This is a genomic window from Clostridium sp., from assembly GCF_050717535.1.
Taxonomy (GTDB): Bacteria; Bacillota; Clostridia; order Clostridiales; family Clostridiaceae; genus Clostridium_AD.
The window spans coordinates 89,111-107,621 of sequence record NZ_JBOITM010000068.1 but is presented as its reverse complement, the minus strand read 5'-3'; the positions used below and the strand labels follow the sequence as shown (position 1 = coordinate 107,621).

At 30.1% G+C, this 18,511-nt stretch carries 19 protein-coding genes; 14 read left to right on the top strand and 5 right to left on the bottom strand.

Features of this window, described 5'->3' with window-relative positions; all coding sequences use genetic code 11:
* Positions 1–2: 2 nt before the first annotated feature.
* From ACREVU_RS11075 to ACREVU_RS11040, 8 genes are all read left to right on the top strand, one after another.
* The gene (locus ACREVU_RS11075) at positions 3–1,379 is read left to right on the top strand and encodes an oxaloacetate decarboxylase subunit alpha (protein WP_431551658.1); all 1,377 of its coding nucleotides are present in this window, start codon (positions 3–5) and stop codon (positions 1,377–1,379) included.
* A 12-nt stretch (positions 1,380–1,391) separates the two neighbouring features.
* A complete protein-coding gene (locus ACREVU_RS11070) occupies positions 1,392–1,712 on the top strand; it encodes an OadG family protein (protein ID WP_431551657.1) in 321 nt (106 codons plus the stop codon).
* A 35-nt stretch (positions 1,713–1,747) separates the two neighbouring features.
* Positions 1,748–2,134 (top strand): biotin/lipoyl-containing protein, encoded by a 387-nt coding sequence (locus ACREVU_RS11065; RefSeq protein WP_431551656.1) that lies wholly within the window; start codon positions 1,748–1,750, stop codon positions 2,132–2,134.
* Positions 2,135–2,149: 15 nt separating this feature from the next.
* The gene (locus ACREVU_RS11060; RefSeq protein WP_431551655.1) at positions 2,150–3,298 is read left to right on the top strand and encodes a sodium ion-translocating decarboxylase subunit beta; all 1,149 of its coding nucleotides are present in this window, start codon (positions 2,150–2,152) and stop codon (positions 3,296–3,298) included.
* A 251-nt stretch (positions 3,299–3,549) separates the two neighbouring features.
* On the top strand, positions 3,550–6,009 hold the full coding sequence (locus ACREVU_RS11055; RefSeq protein WP_431551654.1) for a PAS domain-containing sensor histidine kinase: 2,460 nt from the start codon (positions 3,550–3,552) through the stop codon (positions 6,007–6,009).
* Positions 5,999–6,781, top strand: coding sequence for a Na-translocating system protein MpsC family protein (locus ACREVU_RS11050; RefSeq protein WP_431551653.1), 783 nt, complete (start codon positions 5,999–6,001; stop codon positions 6,779–6,781). The genes ACREVU_RS11055 and ACREVU_RS11050 overlap by 11 nt, the downstream gene beginning before the upstream one ends.
* A gap of 18 nt (positions 6,782–6,799) precedes the next feature.
* Positions 6,800–7,750 carry an AEC family transporter gene (locus ACREVU_RS11045; protein WP_431551652.1) on the top strand — a complete coding sequence of 317 codons (951 nt, stop codon included), beginning with the start codon at positions 6,800–6,802 and terminating at the stop codon, positions 7,748–7,750.
* Positions 7,751–8,005: 255 nt separating this feature from the next.
* The gene (locus tag ACREVU_RS11040) at positions 8,006–9,562 is read left to right on the top strand and encodes a methyl-accepting chemotaxis protein (RefSeq protein ID WP_431551651.1); all 1,557 of its coding nucleotides are present in this window, start codon (positions 8,006–8,008) and stop codon (positions 9,560–9,562) included.
* A 40-nt stretch (positions 9,563–9,602) separates the two neighbouring features.
* Here ACREVU_RS11040 and corA read toward each other — a convergent pair whose 3' ends face one another.
* Together corA and ACREVU_RS11030 are read right to left on the bottom strand one after the other, a co-directional pair.
* Positions 9,603–10,556, bottom strand: coding sequence for a magnesium/cobalt transporter CorA (gene corA, locus ACREVU_RS11035; protein ID WP_431551650.1), 954 nt, complete (start codon positions 10,554–10,556; stop codon positions 9,603–9,605).
* Between the two features lie 260 nt (positions 10,557–10,816).
* Entirely contained in the window at positions 10,817–11,035 is a 219-nt protein-coding gene (locus ACREVU_RS11030) for an MORN repeat-containing protein (protein WP_431551649.1), read from the bottom strand.
* A gap of 194 nt (positions 11,036–11,229) precedes the next feature.
* Here ACREVU_RS11030 and ACREVU_RS11025 point away from each other — a divergent pair, with 194 nt between their 5' ends.
* Together ACREVU_RS11025 and ACREVU_RS11020 are read left to right on the top strand one after the other, a co-directional pair.
* Positions 11,230–11,658, top strand: a complete 429-nt coding sequence (locus ACREVU_RS11025; protein WP_431551648.1) for a hypothetical protein — start codon at positions 11,230–11,232, stop codon at positions 11,656–11,658.
* A 153-nt stretch (positions 11,659–11,811) separates the two neighbouring features.
* A complete protein-coding gene (locus ACREVU_RS11020; RefSeq protein WP_431551647.1) occupies positions 11,812–12,252 on the top strand; it encodes a GatB/YqeY domain-containing protein in 441 nt (146 codons plus the stop codon).
* Positions 12,253–12,307: 55 nt separating this feature from the next.
* Here the strand turns inward: ACREVU_RS11020 and ACREVU_RS11015 are convergent, their stop codons facing one another.
* Positions 12,308–12,466: a hypothetical protein gene (locus ACREVU_RS11015; RefSeq protein ID WP_431551646.1), complete on the bottom strand. Its 159-nt coding sequence runs from the start codon at positions 12,464–12,466 to the stop codon at positions 12,308–12,310.
* A 42-nt stretch (positions 12,467–12,508) separates the two neighbouring features.
* The gene (locus ACREVU_RS11010) at positions 12,509–12,961 is read right to left on the bottom strand and encodes a hypothetical protein (protein WP_431551645.1); all 453 of its coding nucleotides are present in this window, start codon (positions 12,959–12,961) and stop codon (positions 12,509–12,511) included.
* 298 nt (positions 12,962–13,259) lie between these two features.
* Here ACREVU_RS11010 and speE point away from each other — a divergent pair, with 298 nt between their 5' ends.
* The 3 genes from speE to aspD all read left to right on the top strand — a co-directional run bounded on the left by speE (position 13,260) and on the right by aspD (position 16,269).
* Entirely contained in the window at positions 13,260–14,132 is an 873-nt protein-coding gene (gene speE / locus ACREVU_RS11005) for a polyamine aminopropyltransferase (RefSeq protein ID WP_431551644.1), read from the top strand.
* Positions 14,133–14,269: 137 nt separating this feature from the next.
* Positions 14,270–14,467 (top strand): cold-shock protein, encoded by a 198-nt coding sequence (locus ACREVU_RS11000; protein WP_216161337.1) that lies wholly within the window; start codon positions 14,270–14,272, stop codon positions 14,465–14,467.
* 167 nt (positions 14,468–14,634) lie between these two features.
* Positions 14,635–16,269, top strand: a complete 1,635-nt coding sequence (gene aspD / locus ACREVU_RS10995; RefSeq protein WP_431551643.1) for an aspartate 4-decarboxylase — start codon at positions 14,635–14,637, stop codon at positions 16,267–16,269.
* A 64-nt stretch (positions 16,270–16,333) separates the two neighbouring features.
* Here aspD and greA read toward each other — a convergent pair whose 3' ends face one another.
* Complete coding sequence (gene greA, locus ACREVU_RS10990) at positions 16,334–16,798, bottom strand: transcription elongation factor GreA (protein WP_431551642.1); 465 nt, start codon at positions 16,796–16,798, stop codon at positions 16,334–16,336.
* A 216-nt stretch (positions 16,799–17,014) separates the two neighbouring features.
* Between greA and ACREVU_RS10985 the strand changes: the two genes are divergently transcribed.
* Entirely contained in the window at positions 17,015–18,388 is a 1,374-nt protein-coding gene (locus ACREVU_RS10985) for an MATE family efflux transporter (protein ID WP_431551641.1), read from the top strand.
* Positions 18,389–18,511: the final 123 nt, after the last annotated feature.

Genomic DNA, 18,511 nt, shown 5'->3' with positions numbered 1-18,511 from the left:
ACATGAAAATAAATATTACTGAAACCGTGCTCAGAGATGGGCAACAATCTCTCGTTGCAACGAGAATGCATTATGATGAGTTTGAAGGCATACTAGAAAAGATGGATAATGCAGGATACTATTCTATTGAGTGTTGGGGTGGGGCAACCTTTGATTCATGCCTTCGATTTTTAAATGAGGATCCATGGGAAAGACTTAGAAAGATCAAATCTAAATTAAAAAATACGAAACTTCAAATGCTTTTAAGAGGTCAAAATTTATTAGGATACAAGCATTATCCAGATGACGTTGTTAGAAAATTCATTCAATTATCTATAAAAAATGGAATAGATATTATAAGAATATTTGATGCCTTAAACGATTTTAGAAATATTGAAGTGTCAATTGATGAAACACTAAAATGTGGTGGGCATGCACAAGGATGCATTTCTTATACTACAAGTCCTATACATAATCTTGAGAAGTATATAGAACTCGGAAAGAAACTAGAAAAAATGGGTGCGAATTCGATTTGTATTAAAGATATGGCTGGAATTATGGGTCCAAGGGAAGCTTATGATCTTATAAAAGCTTTAAAAGGAGTAGTAAACATTCCTATATTCCTTCATACACATTCAACCACAGGACTTGCTCCAATGACTTACCTTAAAGCAATAGAAGCAGGCTGTGATGGAATAGATACAGCTATATCCTCATTCTCTGGTGGAACTTCTCAACCACCTACGGAATCTATGAATTATGGATTAAAGCAATTAAAATACGCAACTGGACTCAATGAAAATGTATTAAAAGATATAAATGACTTCTTTAAACCAGTTAAGGATGGATTTATAAAATCTGGGATACTTGATCCACTTGTGCTTGGAACGGAAACTGATGCTCTTGTTTACCAAATTCCAGGCGGAATGCTGTCTAATCTTATTTCACAACTTAAACAACAAAATTCACTGGATAGACTTGATGAGGTTTTAGCAGAGACACCAAGAGTTAGAAAAGATTTAGGTTATCCACCACTGGTAACACCAATGAGTCAGATGGTAGGGGTTCAAGCTGCTACTAATGTATTATTAGGTGAAAGATATAAAAGCATATCAAAAGAAGTTAAGGCCTATGTAAGAGGTGAATATGGTTTGGCACCAGGTGAAGTTGATCCTGTGCTTATAAAAAAGATTCTAGGGGATGAAAAGCCAATTACAACTAGGTTTGCAGATACACTAGTGCCTGTTTTTGAAAAAGTAAAAAATGAAATAAAGGATATAGCTAATACGGATGAAGATGTGCTTTCATATATTCTCTTTCCGCAAATTGCCGAGAAGTTCTTTAAGAATAAAGATGAGATGAAGGAAGTCAAGGTTAGTTATACTATCATGAAGGTGTAAAGGAGGGTTAATATGTCAATAGCTAATAGTTTGTTAGTAGCTCTAATTCTTATGAGTGTAGTATTTAGTTGCCTCGTTGCATTAAGTTTTCTTTTGAAGGCACAGGCATTTGTTTTTAGTTTTATTGATAATAATAAAAAGAATCAAAAGAGCAAAGAAGAAGTTGCGAGTGACATAGATTCATCTCAAAATAATATTGAAGTATCAACTGGTGAATTAAAACTCATAGGTGTGGATGAAAAAACTACTGCAATTATTATGGCAATTTTAAGCGATGAATTAGAAATATCTTTATGTGAGCTTCAATTTAAATCCATTAAGTTAATTAATTAATAATTACATTATTTTCGATAGGAGGCAAAACATAAATGAAATATATTGTTACGATTAATAATAATAGCTACGAAGTTGAGGTTGAAAGAGGAAAAGCTACAATAGTAGGGACTGATGAAATTGCTATTGGAACAGTTCAGCAAGTAGGTGGTTCTAAATTAGAAAATCCTGTTGCAATAACACAACCTGTGGTAGGTACAAATGGAGCAGGAGAATCATTAAAAGCTCCAATGCCTGGTGCAATTTTAGATATAAAAGTAACCCAAGGATCTAGGGTTAAAGATGGCGATGTTTTATTTATACTTGAAGCAATGAAAATGGAAAATGAGATAACAGCAACTAAAGATGGAGTAGTTACAAAGATTTTGGTGACAAAAGGTGCATTAGTTTCTACAAATGATGTACTTGCAGTGATTCAATAGTAGGGAGGAATATTTATGTCTATTTCGTTTACAGATACAATAAGTCAAATATTTAGTGAATCTGGTTTTGCAACAATAACATGGCAGCAATTAGTAATGATCTGTGTGGCCTGTGTCCTTATATATTTGGCAATAGGAAAGAAATTTGAACCACTTTTACTTTTACCTATAGCCTTCGGAGTTCTTCTGGCTAATTTACCTTCTACTGGAATTATGAGCCCGCCCCGTGCAAACTCTACGGAGCCTGGTGGACTACTTTACTATTTATATATGGGTGTTAAGTTAGGTATTTATCCTTCACTTATATTCTTAGGAATTGGTGCTATGACCGATTTTGGTCCACTTATTGCTAGGCCATCAAGTTTATTTTTAGGAGCCGCAGCGCAATTTGGTGTTGCAATTGCCTTTGTTATTGCAACTGCATTAGGATTCGCATCTAAAGCTGCAGCTTCAATAGCTATTATTGGAGGAGCAGATGGCCCAACAGCAATATATGTGACAACAAGACTTGCACCAGAGTTGCTACCAGCAATTGCAATAGCAGCTTATTCTTATATGGCACTTATACCACTTATACAACCACCTATAATGAGACTGCTTACTACTAAGAAGGAAAGAGAAATTAAAATGGAGCAACTTAGAGAAGTGTCTAAGCTTGAAAAAATAGTATTTCCGGTAGTTGTAACAATAGTATCAGTTCTGTTGCTTCCTACAGTAGCACCACTTATAGGAATGCTAATGCTTGGTAACTTATTTAAAGAATCTGGTGTTGTTGAAAGACTTTCGAGTACTGCGCAGAATGGTATGATTAATGTAGTTACGATTTTCCTTGGGACTACTGTAGGAGCTACTGCAGCAGCAGAAACATTCTTAAGAGCTGAAACCTTAAAAATTATAGTTTTGGGACTTATTGCTTTTACATTTAGCACTGTAGGAGGGTTACTTCTCGGAAAATTAATGTGCGTTATGTCAGGTGGAAAGGTAAATCCTTTAATTGGTTCAGCAGGTGTATCAGCCGTTCCAATGGCAGCCAGAGTTTCCCAGGTAGAGGGTAGAAAGGCGAATCCATCAAACTATCTTCTTATGCATGCAATGGGTCCTAATGTAGCAGGAGTTATAGGCTCAGCCGTTGCTGCAGGAGTATTGCTAGCTATGTTTGGTTAGTAGCCATATCTTCTTTTTCTGCTGTAAACATAATTTTTTAATATTTTTGATAAAATTAAATTAAATCAAATATACAAAAGGTTAGCATGTTATATACTGCTAACCTTTTAGCCATATTAAAAATAATTTATAAGCAATTTAAAAGTTAAGACAAATATGATTAAACCATAAATTTATGTATATTTATGATATAATAACGAAGATATTATTATCAATTAAGTACATGCACTTATAGGGGGGAATTTATTTTTATGAAAAATAAATTTGTCAAATTCAAAAGAAAAAAATCAAGTAAATATACAGTAATTATATTTTCTATTCTAATTTTATTAGGGTTTATATTAATTTTAGTATGGACAAATTATAAAAATTTTAGAGATTCTATAATCTATAATCAGCAAGAGAATTTATTGACAATTTCAGAAATGACTGCAAGAAGCTTAGAGACTTATATGAATGAACAAAGATTAAACATAGAAATTATAGCTCAAAATTATGTATTTCAAGAAAAGGTTGATGCACTAATAAAAAGTACAAATGCTGATTTTAGTACAGATATTCTAGATATATACTATACAACTCAGCAAGAAAGTGTTCAATCAGTAGAAATATTAAATAAACAAGGTGTAGTTTTAGAAAAAAAGCCTTTAATGATTAATGACAAAGAAGGTGTAGGTAAAAATATTTCTACATACGCAGGTGTAAGCGAAGTAATAAAAGAAAATAAAACTTCTGTAGGAAAAATAGAATTTGATAAACAAAATGGACCTACTATATGTTTATTACAACCCATTTTTTATAACAATGAATTTGAAGGAATTATAAGAAGTAAGATAAGTATAAATACCTTATATAAAAAAATTGTCCAACCTATAAAAGTTGGAGATAAGGGATATGTTTCTGTAAAAGATAAAAATGGAATACTTTTAATGCACCCAAACAATGAGGGTGTAGGCAAAAATGTTATTGATGCAAGACAAGGTGAATTTCCAGGATATGATTGGTCAGAACTGGACAAAATTGTTGAGGAACAAAAAAAAGGAGGAAAGGGTGTAAATATATATCATTCTATATGGCCAGGAGACAAAAGCTATAGTAGAATTAAAAAAATCAGTGCGTATTCCCCAGCTTTTATAGGGGATAATTTTTGGATAGTAACAGTTACCTTGGATTATAGTGATGTTGTAAGTATCATTAGTAATAATTTGTATAATATACTTTTATTATCTGGAGCTGTGATATTGATTTTTATATTTGCCATACGATATATTTATAAACTTAAGGAAAATGAAAGTAGACTTGAAGTAGAGGCTAAATATGTAAAAGAAGTTGAGAATCTTAATGAAGAGTTAAAAGGAGATATAGAAGAAAGAAAATTACTTGAAGTTGAACTCATTAGAAATAGAGAAAAATATGAAGTTTTATTTAGTAGTGGCAGCGATTGTATTTTTATTTTAAATATGAATGATAGGGTATTTGGAGAATTTCTTGAAATTAATGATAGGGGATGTACGATACTTGGATACTCTAAACAAGAAATATGTAACATGGAGTATTATGACATAGATATAGGACTTGGAAATGAGAGGATTCAAGAGATTAAAAAGAGATTAAATAATAAAGAAACAATATTATTTGAAACTGTTCTTAAAACAAAAAATGGTAAAACTATACCCGTGGAGATAAATACACGATTATTCAAGCTACAAAACGAAGAAAAATTAGTATTGATTTCTAGGGATATCACAAATAGAAAAATTGAAGAGGCGGCTTTAATTAGAAGTGAAGAGAGGTTTAGAAGTATAATAAATCAGGTAGCATCTCAGATTACTCTTGAGGGTGAATATAAAGAATTTTTCGAATCAATTAATAAGAATGATATTACAATAGTAGGAAATGGAAATCAGGAAATGATTATAAAGTTAGAAAAAATAAACATGAAACTTGAAAAGATGTTTAAAAATGAAATGGATGAGAATAAGAGAAAAGAAGCACTAATGATTTATCAATCAAAATTTGTTGCTATGGGAGAAATGATTGGAAATATCGCTCATCAATGGAGGCAACCATTAAGTATATTAGGGCTTATTATAACAAATATAGAAGATATGCATAAATATAATGATGTAGATGAAGAAGTTTTAGGTAATTTAATAGGTAAATCAAGAAGACTTATTGATAAAATGTCTCAAACTATAGATGATTTTAGATACTTTTTTAAACCGAAGATGGACAAAGAAAATTTTTCTATATATGATAGTATTTCCTCAACTATGGAATTAATAGAAGATAATTTTAAATTTTATAAAATAGAAGTTAGCATAGAAAATACAGATAATCTTAAGGCATATGGATATTTAAATCAATATTCTCAAGTGATTTTCAATATAATTAATAATGCAATTGATGCATTATCAGAATGTAATATTAAAAATAAAAAAATTGGAGTTGAAATAAGCAGCGATGGGTTTTATAATACGGTAAAAATAAAAGATAATGCTGGTGGAATAGATGAACATATAGCAAAAGAAATATTTGAACCATATTTTACTACAAAGCGGAAGAAACAGGGCACAGGTCTTGGATTGTATATGTCAAAAATGATCATTAAAAAGAATTTTAATGGAAATATAAAATTTAATAATACAGATGAGGGAGCTTGTTTTAGTATATCTATACCGGTAAAGGAGATTGATAAAGATGTTTATTAAACAAGAAGAAAATTTATTAGCTAATTTGAAAGTCTTATATGTGGAAGATGAAGAATTTCATAGAGAACAACTAGGAATATTTTTAAAAAGAAGAGTTGGTAAATTGTTTTTAGCAGAAAATGGGCAAGATGGATTAAATAAGTTCAAGGAATTTAAACCAGACATAGTTATTACTGATCTTAAGATGCCAGAAATGGATGGAATGGAAATGGCAAAAGAAATAAGAAAAACAAACAAAAACTGTGCAATAATTATTACTACAGCTTTTTCTGATGTTGAAACAATACTTTCAGTAGTTAATGTAGGAATAGATAACTATGTTTTAAAACCTATAAAAAATGATGAACTTATGGAAGCAATGTTAAATGCAGCAGTTAAAGTATTTAAGCAAAGACAGGATGAAACAATTATAAATGATAATTCTATTCTTAGTAAAACATCAAAAACAGAAATGGAAAATAAAATAAAAGATTTGCTTGCAAGGTTCATTAAAACAAATACCGGGAAAGGTCCTAAAGATATAAAGGTATTTATTAGCGGGAATATAATAGAGATTAAAGCATTTGATACACTTACTCTATTTGAGAAAAGATTACTAGAGAATAGTCAAAATTACTCAATGGTAAATTACAATAGGCAAGCCTTTTATATGGACAGGAAGCAGGAGGTTGAAGGTATTATTAGAGAAGCAATAATGTCAGATTTGACTTTAAAAGAAGTGATAATAGATTCTAATAATAATGTAGATAAGATTTTAATTACAATAAAATAATTCCAAAAGGGAGTAAAGATGCAAAATTTTGTTTTTTCACTTAATGTAGTTTTACCGCTTCTAATAATGATGGGTGTGGGTTGGGGATTAAAATATTTTAAGGTATGTGATGAGAGCTTTTTTAAAACAGCAAATAAATTAACTTTTAAGCTTTTTTTACCTTTATTGTTGTTTAATAATATTTATTTAAGTGATATACAGAGCAGTTTCAACCTAAAACTCATTGTTTTTGTAGTATCTTCAATTCTTATAACTGTGATTTTATTAATCTTAATTATCCCAAGAATTGAGAAGCAAAATGCCAATAGAGGAGTATTGATCCAGGCGCTTTTCAGGAGCAACTACATATTGTTTGGAGTGCCCATTTGTATGAATTTATTTGGACAAGCAGATATGGGAATAACTTCTATGCTTGCTGTTTTTGTGGTTCCATTATATAACTTTTTAGCCGTTGTAGTGCTAACAACATATGCAAACAAAGGAAATAATGAGGTATGGTCAATAAAAAAGACTCTTATAGATGTAGTTAAAAACCCACTAATTATTGCCTGTGTTATCGGAATAATAATGGCTACTATAGGACTCAAAATTCCAAGTGTTCTTGAAAAGACCATTACAGATATTTCAAAGATAGCAACTCCTTTTGCACTTATTATTTTAGGAGGGGAATTTGCGATTAGTGATGCTCTAAAAAATATTAAATATATTGCTTGGGTTTCTATATTTAAGTTAATTATTATACCCGCAATTATCATTTTTTCGGCGATTTTAATTGGGTTCAGAGGGTTTGAACTAGGAGTTTTGCTTTCCATTTTTGCATCACCTATAGCGGTATCAAGCTTTGTTATGGCACAGAATGTGAAATCGAATGATGAGCTAGCAGGGCAGTTGGTTGCAACCACTACGATTTTATCATCTTTTACAATTTTCTGCTTTATTCTTATTTTAAAAAGCGGTGGCTTCATTTAGCAATTTCAGCTATCAGTTCTATCTTGCAGTTATTTGAGATGCCTTTTGTGTTAACATAGTAATAACAATAAGATGCCACTTGCCACTAACGTGGCAAGTGGCATCTTATTGATTGCAAATATATCTAATTGGATATTAAAATGTATTAAAGGAAAAGTACGTTTTGCATCGAATTACTTTACTTAATAATATAATGTAGAAATAGAAATGATTTATAATCGAGTTTCTATAGAAAACATCAAAGGAGAGTCAAATATGCTAAAGAAAATAATAATTATTTTGAACTGTATTATTGCAGTAGATACTATTAGTATGTTTTTTCTAAATACACTCTTAGGAAGCTTATTTTTGTTCTTATGGTTAATAGCTGATTTCATTATTTATAGAATAGTAATATTTTCAGGATTTTCTGCGGATTCAAAGGAATACAACACAAATACAGAAATGAATTTAGTGAAAGCTGCGAAAAATGATCCGCTGATATTGACAGAAAAAACACCGTCTATAGTAAAAGACCTAGTTGAATTTATGTCGAAGCTAAATAGATCGATGTTAGTTTCTTCTTGCCAAGTTATTAAAGTTATGAAAAGACTAGTTACAATATCTTCTGAGCTTAAGAAAGCCTCTGGAGAAATAACACTGGCCATAAGTGATGTAGCCAGTGACATGGGAGATCAACAAGAAAAAGTAATAGAAATATCTGATTTGCTTGATAAAATAGTTTCTTCTGTGAATGTTCAAAGTGAAGAAGTTGATAAGGCCTTGCAAGTCAGTCAAAAGGCTAATTTACAGGTTGAAAACTGTAATAAAGCATCTAATTCAATGAATAATCAAATGCTCCAGATAAAAACATCAGTAGACAATGTTGTGGAAATTTCTGATGGATTAGAAAAAAAATCTTCTGGAATAAATAACATAGTTGATTCAATTTTAGAAATTGCTGATCAAACTAATTTACTTGCGCTTAATGCCGCAATAGAAGCAGCTAGAGCAGGTGAAAGCGGTAGAGGGTTTGCTGTAGTTGCAGATGAGGTTAAAAAGCTTGCATATCAAGCTAAAGAGGCAGGAACTAATATTATTTATGTCACAAAGGGTATTCAAGATGACATAATCTTATCACGAAAAATGATGAATGAAGTCCAGGCAAAAACAGAAATAGGAACTAATATTACTAGGGATACTATTTCAGCATTGTCTGCTATATATGAAATTATTGATACAGTTTCAAAAGAATTTAAAGAAGTTAAGAAAACAAATAAAATTCTATGTGAAAATAACCAGCAAGTAAAGGAGTTTATAGAAGGTCTTGCACGTATTACAGAAAGGACTTCAGCTGTTAGCCAGCAAATAAGTGCATCTTCACATGAAGTGAGCAATTCACTTATAGGTATGGATACTTTAGCTAATGAAGCATTTGGAGAAAGCTCATATCTTCAAGAAAAAATTTCTGAGAGAACAATTAATGTAGAATCCTTGTTAAAAATTGGTAGCCACCTTCAAAAAATCGATATTGACAGTGAGCTCAAGCAAAGTGATCTAGATAATCTTAAAAATGAATTAGGTTGTGATTCAGTTTCTATAACTGATGAATTTGGAACAATTTATATTTCATCAAGTGTAAGTGATATTGGATTCAATCTATGTGGATTTAGTGCTGAAGATAAGGATGTACTTGAGAAAAGGAGAGAAAGTTTTGTAACTCCCCTTATTAAAGCAGAAATGACAGATAGCTTCTGGAAATACATAACATGTCCTAGACTTAAAACAAAAGGTATCATTCAATATGGGTTTTTAATAGACAGATTCATATGATAACAAAATAAACACCATTCATTTGGTGTTTATTTTTATATTATAACCACTTTTTCTTTTTAAAAAATAAGATTTCGAATAGTGAACTAAAAATCATTATAAATATAACTATGAAATAACTATATTTAGCACGTAATTCGGGCATGTTTACAAAATTCATACCATAAATTCCAGTTATAATTGTGAGGGGCATCATTATTGTAGAGATTATAGTTAAAAACTTCATTACACTGTTCATGGAATTAGATAATTGTGAAGAATAAAGTTCTAAACAAGATGTAACCATTTCATGGTCAGATTCAATTAAATCATATATTCGTAGTATATGGTCATATATATCAGAGAAATACAATCTATATTTCTCAGTTATAATATCATCATGTCTCAAAAGAGTATTTAATACTTCCCGCAAAGGAGAAACAACACGCCGTAGCTTAATAACACTTTTTTTTACATTCATAATATTATTAAGGGTACTTTGAACAGGGTTGTTCATGGTTTCTTCCTCTAAACTATTAATTCTTTCTTCAACTTTGTCTGTTATAATAAATAATTGGTCTATGGCTTCATCAAGAATATGATATAAAACAAAATCACTTCCTTTAGAAACAATGTCTAAGCCGTTGGCTATGTCATTAACAATCTTATTTAATAATTTATTTTCACCATAATGTATTGTTATAATATAATTTGAGCTAAGAAATATATATATGTTGTTGTAAGAGAATGTATTATTTGGATGGCTATCTGAAGTGGCTATATTTAAAAAATGATAATGCTTATAGTCACTTATTTTACTCCTCTTACTCCTTCGAATACAGTCGTCAATAGAAAGATGATGAAAATTAAATTTATCTTTTAAAAAAACAAAATCATCATCAGTTGGATTATTAATATTAAGCCAAAACACTTTGTCAGCATTGGTTGTTTTATTCACAAAAGCCTTTTCTATGTCTTTAAATTCATGAACTTCACTATTAATATAAGTTATCAATAAAATCTCTCCCTTTGTTGAAATATACACAATAATAACTATATATATATTGATATTAATACAAAATGTATTCTGTCTAATTCTATCATACTGTTTTTATTTTAAAAAGCCTATTTTATAATATTGTAAAATACTGTAGATTGTAAAATACTATCAATGTGAAGGAATTCTCGCATAAGTAGTAGTGGAGAAAAATATTAGATTTAAAAGAAAAAAAAGAAGGTATTAGCCTTCAAAAATTTTTTTGAATAGTTAGAATATTATTTAGGTTTCCCATTTTTCCATTCACCTTCATAATATACGGATCCATCGGAATTATAGGCAGTACCCATTCCATTTGGACCATTATATTTAAATTTACCTATATATTTATCTCCACTATTAAAATAAAAAGTACCAACACCATAGGGTTTTTGATTTTTAAATTCACCTACATATCTACTACCGTCAGAATAATATTTTGTAACCACATCATCCATTATAAAGACTCCTTCTTTTTCTAGTTATTAAAAAATATTTATCCATTATTTTAACCTACTATAATTATATTAACACTTAATACATTGTAACATAATTTACTAAAAATGTATGTTATTTTTTTAAAAGTAATAAATTACAATATAAAATCATAATTTAATTGAGTAATGAAATAATTATATGAGGGTGTGTTTAGATGGAATTAAAACTTAGTTATTCAACGAAAAAGAAAAGTGACAAGTTATGCGAATTAAAACAAAAGTTAGATAACAAGAAAGCTTCATTGCCCTTACTTACAGGAATAGCTTGCTTGCTTGGGGTTTATATGCTCTTGTTTAACGATAGATACATATCTTATGCAACAGCTGTTTTTGAAAATAAAAGTCTACAAACTGCTATAAAAACATTTGATTTGATTATATTTTTAGGTCTTGCAGCTACAATGTTTATTATTTATATATTATTAGAAGGATTAAAAAAAGATAAAATAAATTATGAGGATAATAGAAAAGATTTGATGAAAACTATAGGTAATGAATTTTGCACTTGTGTGAAACCTTGTAATTGTAAAGAGGAGTATATTAAGTTTATGGAAGAGAAAGGCATAGATTTGATTTTTTTATAAGCATTAAAGAACAACCGATTTTGATATTCACAATATGGGACTGCATACAAGATTATCTTAATAAGTGTATAATGTGTATATATCAGTATAATTTTGGCAAGATAACAAGATAACTTGCTGAAAAGTATTGAAAAATTTAGGAGGTATATACATATGTTAAAACAAACATTAAAAGATGATATTATTAAATATATGAAGGCTAGGGATAAGGTAAGACTCACTGCACTAAGAACTTTAATGGCTGATGTTAAAAACAAAGAAATGGATTCTAAAAAAGAAATTACAGATGATGAGTTAATTGGTATTATTGAAAAAACAATTAAACAATTAAATGAAACTCTTAGTTATGCAAAGCAAGCGAGCAATGAAGAAATTATAGCTGAGACAGAAATTGCTATCGAAATGTTCTTAGGTTATATGCCAAAACAATTTACTGACGAGGAAGCAAAGGCAATTATCAGTGAAGTTATTGCAGAAAATGCATTTAAGGGAAATAGTGATATGGGAAAGACTATGAAGGCTGTTATTCCTAAATTAAAAGGAAAGTATGATAGCAGAAAGATAAATCCTCTTGTGAAGGAATTATTGGCTTAAGACGCAGAAGGGTTTAGTGGGGAACTTGGAAAGTTAAAAGCAAAAAAAAAGAAAGCTATGATTTGCTTTCTTTTTTTTTCGCTTTAGATCTTTCTAAAATCTTTTTATCATATATTTTTTTTGCTTCTTCAAAAACTTCATTATCTATTGTATATTTACATGTTCGTTCTAGTACCTCCAGCAAGATTTCTTCTGGTAAACATGTAATCAGCATATTCCGCCTCCTGTTAATTTGAGTTTTAGAAATTTATATAAATTAGATTGCTTTCTTTAAGGTTGGTTTATGTTCCTTTATTGTATCTGATGTTATTATGTATGGTATTTTCCAATCTTTTATTCCATTAGTGTATTTTTGTGAATAGTGATACTGGGGTGCCTTGTATGCTTTTTTTCTGTTATAAATTACTTCTTCTCCAAACATGTACTTTATTTCACTGAGATAGTGACTATTTATATTGATTTGTTGAAAATTAAATTCATCTACTATTTTTAGGAATCTTTCTACTTCATTTTGAAAAACCTTAGCAAAAAAAGCACTTTCATTATTACCATCGCTAATTATTGTTGCGTTTAGTTGACTTTCATTAAGGCTAGCTTTTAATTTATATATGCTTGTTCTGTTCCTCCCTATGAAATAGCCATAATTAATATAACTCGGGTCCTGATCTTCTGGAAAAATTATGTTATATAGCAATTGTTCTTTTTTCATTTTAATCCTCACCTTTCTAATAAATTATTAGATTAATAAAACTAAAACTGTCAAAGTCACTTATGTATAAAATATTTATCTGAAATGTATCTGTCTCAATTATTCTAGCAGACCATTGTAAAGTATATGTTATGATTTTGGTCAGAATTAGTTAATAATACGTATTTTAGATGTTACAAATGGGTTATCAGAAAATAGTTTTGGATTTATTGAATTTTCAAGTATTTATGATATACTTGGAGTGCTATCTTTTTGAGATATAACGGATAGGTATATTTATTATAATGGAGGAATTATTATGAAAATGAATGAACTGCCAAAGTACTTTAAAGAAATAGATAATGAACTGTGGTTTGAGGAAGTTGAAGTTGAAAAGAAAAATTTAAAAATCACTTATAAAGTTAATAAATGTTTTTCTTACTCTAAATCTCCATACCAAGAGGTAGCACTTATTGATTCTGCGGCATTTGGACCTTGTCTTGTGCTTGATGGGGTAATGCAGACTACTTCTGCAGACGGTTTTATATATAATGAAATGATTACTCATATTCCAGTACTTACTCATAAAAATCCAAAAGATGTGTTGGTAATTGGTGGAGGAGACTGTGGAGCGGTAAGAGAACTATCAAAATACAAGGACCTTGAAACAATTGATATGGTGGAACTAGACGAAGTAGTTACAAAAGAATGTATAAAATATCTACCGGAAATAAGTGGCGGCTCTGATTTTGACGATAGAGTCAATTTTAAATTCGGAGATGGTGTTGAATATGTAAAAACCACTGATATTAAATATGATATAATTATGGTGGATTCACCAGATCCTGAGGGTCCTGCTAAGGATTTGTTTGGAGAAGAATTTTATAAAAATGTGAAAAACACATTAAAAACTGATGGAGTAATGGTTTGTCAAAGTGAATCTCCAATGATACATCGTAATATAATTGAGAATACAAGAAGAATATTAAAGAATAATTTTAAAATTGTAAAAACCTATATAGCTTTTGTTCCAACATATCCAGGTGGATTATGGAGTTTTACAATGGCTTCAGATGTTTATGACCCTAGTGATATGGATGTAAATAGATTGCCTGCTGAAACTCGTTATTTAACAAATAAGATTGCAAAATCATGCTTTGATCTTCCTAATTTTATAAGTGATTTAAAATAGTAGTTAAGAATCTGCAATAAAAACATAGACATATAGAATTGATATTTTTTGAAAGTTATGGTATATTGTTAATGGAACATTGTTGATGCAAAATTAATGCATCTTACAAAATGGTGTTTTGTATTTGGAGGATAATAATGAAAATCGGAACAGTAAAATGGTTTAACGCAGAAAAAGGATTTGGATTTATTGAAGTAGAAGGTGAAAAAGATATTTTTGTTCACGTATCTGCAATTCAAGATGCAAGAAAGAGTTTTGACGAAGGTCAAAAAGTTCAGTTTGAAACAGAAGAAGGACCTAAGGGACTTCAAGCAATTGAAGTTTCAGCAATATAAATTAATATTTATACTACAAAAGTCACCTTATAAGGTGGCTTTTGTATTTTCTACTAGTTTCTTTCTTTATATACTATATATATATCTAAACCGGTTTAAAAAGATATTATTTAGGCATAATAAATAAGATTAAACAGTAGTTTATTATAGACTAGGGGGTATTAAAATTGGATAAATTAAGTCTTCAACGTAAAGAAATAGAAGAAGTTTATGGTGAAATAAGTCCTTTTGAACTTAAGGATAAATTAATCAATCTTGCTGAGGAATCAAAGAAAAATAGTACACAGGCACTTTTGGATGCAGGCAGAGGAAATCCCAACTGGATTGCAGCATCTCCAAGAGAAGCCTTTTTCACCTTTGGTCAATTCGCGGTGGGGGAAAGTCGTAGGGCTTGGAGTCAAGGCGATTTAGCTGGAATGCCAAAAAAAGAAGGAATTACAGAGCATTTTGTAGACTTTACAAAAAAATATAAAGATTCCCCAGGAATTGAGCTCCTTATTAAAATGATTAATTATGGCATAACAGTAAAGGAATTTAATTCGGATGACTGGATTTATGAATTAGTAGATGGAATTATTGGTGATAATTATCCAAAACCAGATAGAATGTTAGAACATGTTGAAATTGTAGTCAATGATTATCTTATTCAGGAGTTATGTTACAATGGCATATTTCCAGGAAAGTTTAAGACATTTGCGGTTGAAGGTGCAACGGCAGCAATGTGCTATATTTTTGATACATTAATTGCAAACAATATATTGTTAAAGGGAGATAAGATTGCACTTATGGCACCGATTTTTACACCTTATCTTGAGATACCTCATTTACCACGTTATAATTTTGAAGTTGTTGAGGTCTTGGCTGACGAAACAACTGAGGATGGTAGACATACATGGCAATACTCTTCCAGTGAAATTGATAAAATAAGTGATTCAAATATAAAGGCATTATTTATAGTTAATCCAAGTAATCCAGGTTCTGTTGCTATAAAATCAGAAACTGTTAAACAATTAAAAAATATTGTCAAAAATAACAATCCTGATTTAATGATTATTTCGGATGATGTTTATGGTACTTTTGTAGACGATTTTCGTTCATTAATGACAGATTTACCCTATAATACAATTGGAGTATATTCTTATTCAAAATATTTTGGTGTAACAGGGTGGCGTCTTGGAACTATTTCACTCTATGAAGACAATGTATTTGATAAATTATTAAGAGAGCAAGATGAGGATAAAAAGGAAAGAGCAAGAAGAAGATACGGTGGAATTTCTACTAATCCTGATAGTATTCCATTTATCAATAGAATAGTAGCAGATAGCCGTCAGGTAGCACTTAATCATACCGCAGGGTTATCTACACCACAACAAGTTCAAATGGCATTTTTTTCGTTATTTGCTATAACAGATGAAGAAAATAGATATAAACAGTTAACAAAGGATATTTGTCGTAACCGTAAAAGACTTTTGTTCGAAGGATTGGGATTAGATTTGCAGTTACAACCCTTGGATGCTTCTTACTATACTCAATTTGATTTACTGGAGTGGGCAGGCAAAAATTATAATGACGAATTTGCGCAATATTTACGACAAAATTATAAACCAGTAGACATTCTCATACGTCTAGCGGAGCAATCTTCCATAGTGTTATTAGGTAGTAGTGGATTCCACGGGCCAGAATGGGCTATCAGAATATCACTTGCCAATCTAAGCGATGAATCTTATTCTAAAATTGGAAAAATTCTTTATAAAGTATTAGAAGATTATGCAAAAGAATGGAATGAGTCTAAAGTTAAATAAAGTTAAATTGAAAAAAACAAGCAGAGATTACTCTCGCTTGTTCTTTTTGCTAAGTTTTATACTATTAGTAAATTTTTTCAATAATTACTTCATAACTACCCTCTGGAGCCAAAACAGTGCATGTTTCTCCAAGGGACTTTTTATATATTGCCATTCCTAGGGGAGATTCAATACTTATATTCATTATATCTGGGTCGGTCTCTACTGTAGATACTAGGCATACCTTCTCAATGTCATCGGTATCAAGGAATTTAATATCAGCCTGGCCACCAAGACCTAAATGATCATCATTGCTATAGTCGTCTACTACTGTAGCGCTACGAAGCAACTCTTGAATCTTAATTATTCTATCATTATTAGTAGCTTCGTCATCTTTAGCTGCATCGTATTCTGCATTTTCACTTAAATCACCATGACCCTTTGCTTCTTTGATTGCTGCTGTTATTTCTTTCCTTTTTTCTCCTGTGCGTAGTTCTAATTCTTCCTCTAATTTTTCAACTCCGCTAGGTGTTAATATTGTACTTTTCATAATTTGTCACTCCTAACAATTTTTATGTATATGATGATGCTATCTACATTTAAATAAACTAGATATATTAAATTTAGTTTAAGATAGTCAACTCAATAAAGAATTATTATATCATATTTTTAGTGATTTTAGTTTTATAGGTGAACTAAATATATAAAAATTTATGATATACTATAAAATAGATGATTTAATTTTTGACATGGAGGAAATTTTTATATGAATCAAACAAAAGAATTAGGAACAGAAAGTATTGGAAAACTACTTTTAAAGTTTTCTATACCTGCTATAACAGGTATGATAGTAAGCGCATTATACAACATTGTAGATCGAATTTACATAGGTCACATAAATGGAGTAGGATCCTATGCTCTTTCAGGACTTGCTATCACTTTTCCTATATCAGTTATTATAATGGCTTTTGGAATGCTTGTAGGTATAGGAGCTAGCGCAGTTATATCAATAAAACTAGGAGAAAAAGACCAAAAGACCGCAGATGATATTTTAGGGAATGCACTAATACTTATAACAATAATATCATTAGTAATTGGAATACTTGGAATTTTGTTTTTAAACAAACTTTTAATATTATTCGGAGCAAGTGAAAGTAGTATACCCTATGCAAAAGCATATATACAAATTATACTTATGGGATCCGTTTTTCAAAATATAGGCTTTGGTATCAACAATATTATTAGAGCTGAGGGTAATCCCAAAATGGCAATGCTTACAATGGTATTTGGCGCAATTATTAATATTATATTAGATCCAATATTAATATTTGGTTTTAATTTAGGAATTGAAGGTGCTGCAATAGCAACTATAATTTCTCAAGCTTTTAATACGTTTTGGGTATTAAAATACTTTGCTTTTAAGAATAGTGGAAGTATTCTTAAGATAAAAAAGGTAAATTTAAAGCTAAATAAACACATTATTAAGGAAATTTTCGCTATTGGCATGGCACCTTTCTCTATGCAAATTGCTTCAAGCTTTGTAATTATTTTATATAATAAAGGGCTTTACACTTATGGGGGGGATCTTGCAATAGCTGCTATGGGAATATTAAATAGCATATCAATGCTTGTTTTTATGCCTATATTTGGTATAAGTCAAGGAATTCAGCCTATAATAGGATATAATTATGGGGCTAAATTGTACTCTAGAGTTTTAAAAGTTCTAAAGCTCGCTATAACTTTTGGTACTTGCATTGTTACAATTGGATTTATTGTTGTGCAACTATTTGCGAAACCGCTTATTGCTGTGTTTGTAGGTAATAATCCTGCACTAATAAATTTGGGCGCCCGTGGACTTAGAATTGATTTGATTTTTTTACCTATTTTGGGGTTTCAAATTTTAGGAGCAAGCTATTTTCAAGCAATAAATGAGGCGAAAATTTCAATGATTTTAAGTATATTAAGACAAGTAATAGTATTAATCCCACTTATTCTTATTCTTCCATTATTTTTTGAGTTGGATGGCTTATGGCTTTCACAACCCTGTGCAGATATTATTGCGACGGCACTTACTGCATTTTTTCTTTACAAAAGCATAAAAGGACTTAAAGAAAAAAGTATTATTAGTAAACAAAGTTAAGATCAATTGTAAAAGAGCCTTGCAAGTCTTCAAGTTGAAAATTCATTATAGTTCATTCCAGACAAAAGGCTAAATAGTAGATGAAATTTTAATGGCTATTTATGGCTATTTGTAAAATGAAAG

Excerpts from the sequence above, each read along its gene's own strand:
- ACREVU_RS11055 (WP_431551654.1), top strand. The coding sequence starts at position 3,550 with ATGAAAAATAAATTTGTCAAATTCAAAAGAAAAAAATCAAGTAAATAT.
- greA (WP_431551642.1), bottom strand. The coding sequence starts at position 16,798 with ATGAAAAGTACAATATTAACACCTAGCGGAGTTGAAAAATTAGAGGAA.
- ACREVU_RS11040 (WP_431551651.1), top strand. The coding sequence starts at position 8,006 with ATGCTAAAGAAAATAATAATTATTTTGAACTGTATTATTGCAGTAGAT.
- ACREVU_RS11010 (WP_431551645.1), bottom strand. The coding sequence starts at position 12,961 with ATGAAAAAAGAACAATTGCTATATAACATAATTTTTCCAGAAGATCAG.
- speE (WP_431551644.1), top strand. The coding sequence starts at position 13,260 with ATGAAAATGAATGAACTGCCAAAGTACTTTAAAGAAATAGATAATGAA.
- ACREVU_RS11020 (WP_431551647.1), top strand. The coding sequence starts at position 11,812 with ATGTTAAAACAAACATTAAAAGATGATATTATTAAATATATGAAGGCT.
- ACREVU_RS11075 (WP_431551658.1), top strand. The coding sequence starts at position 3 with ATGAAAATAAATATTACTGAAACCGTGCTCAGAGATGGGCAACAATCT.
- ACREVU_RS11025 (WP_431551648.1), top strand. The coding sequence starts at position 11,230 with ATGGAATTAAAACTTAGTTATTCAACGAAAAAGAAAAGTGACAAGTTA.
- ACREVU_RS10985 (WP_431551641.1), top strand. The coding sequence starts at position 17,015 with ATGAATCAAACAAAAGAATTAGGAACAGAAAGTATTGGAAAACTACTT.
- ACREVU_RS11030 (WP_431551649.1), bottom strand. The coding sequence starts at position 11,035 with ATGGATGATGTGGTTACAAAATATTATTCTGACGGTAGTAGATATGTA.
- ACREVU_RS11045 (WP_431551652.1), top strand. The coding sequence starts at position 6,800 with ATGCAAAATTTTGTTTTTTCACTTAATGTAGTTTTACCGCTTCTAATA.
- ACREVU_RS11070 (WP_431551657.1), top strand. The coding sequence starts at position 1,392 with ATGTCAATAGCTAATAGTTTGTTAGTAGCTCTAATTCTTATGAGTGTA.
- ACREVU_RS11060 (WP_431551655.1), top strand. The coding sequence starts at position 2,150 with ATGTCTATTTCGTTTACAGATACAATAAGTCAAATATTTAGTGAATCT.
- ACREVU_RS11050 (WP_431551653.1), top strand. The coding sequence starts at position 5,999 with ATGTTTATTAAACAAGAAGAAAATTTATTAGCTAATTTGAAAGTCTTA.
- ACREVU_RS11015 (WP_431551646.1), bottom strand. The coding sequence starts at position 12,466 with ATGCTGATTACATGTTTACCAGAAGAAATCTTGCTGGAGGTACTAGAA.
- ACREVU_RS11000 (WP_216161337.1), top strand. The coding sequence starts at position 14,270 with ATGAAAATCGGAACAGTAAAATGGTTTAACGCAGAAAAAGGATTTGGA.
- ACREVU_RS11065 (WP_431551656.1), top strand. The coding sequence starts at position 1,748 with ATGAAATATATTGTTACGATTAATAATAATAGCTACGAAGTTGAGGTT.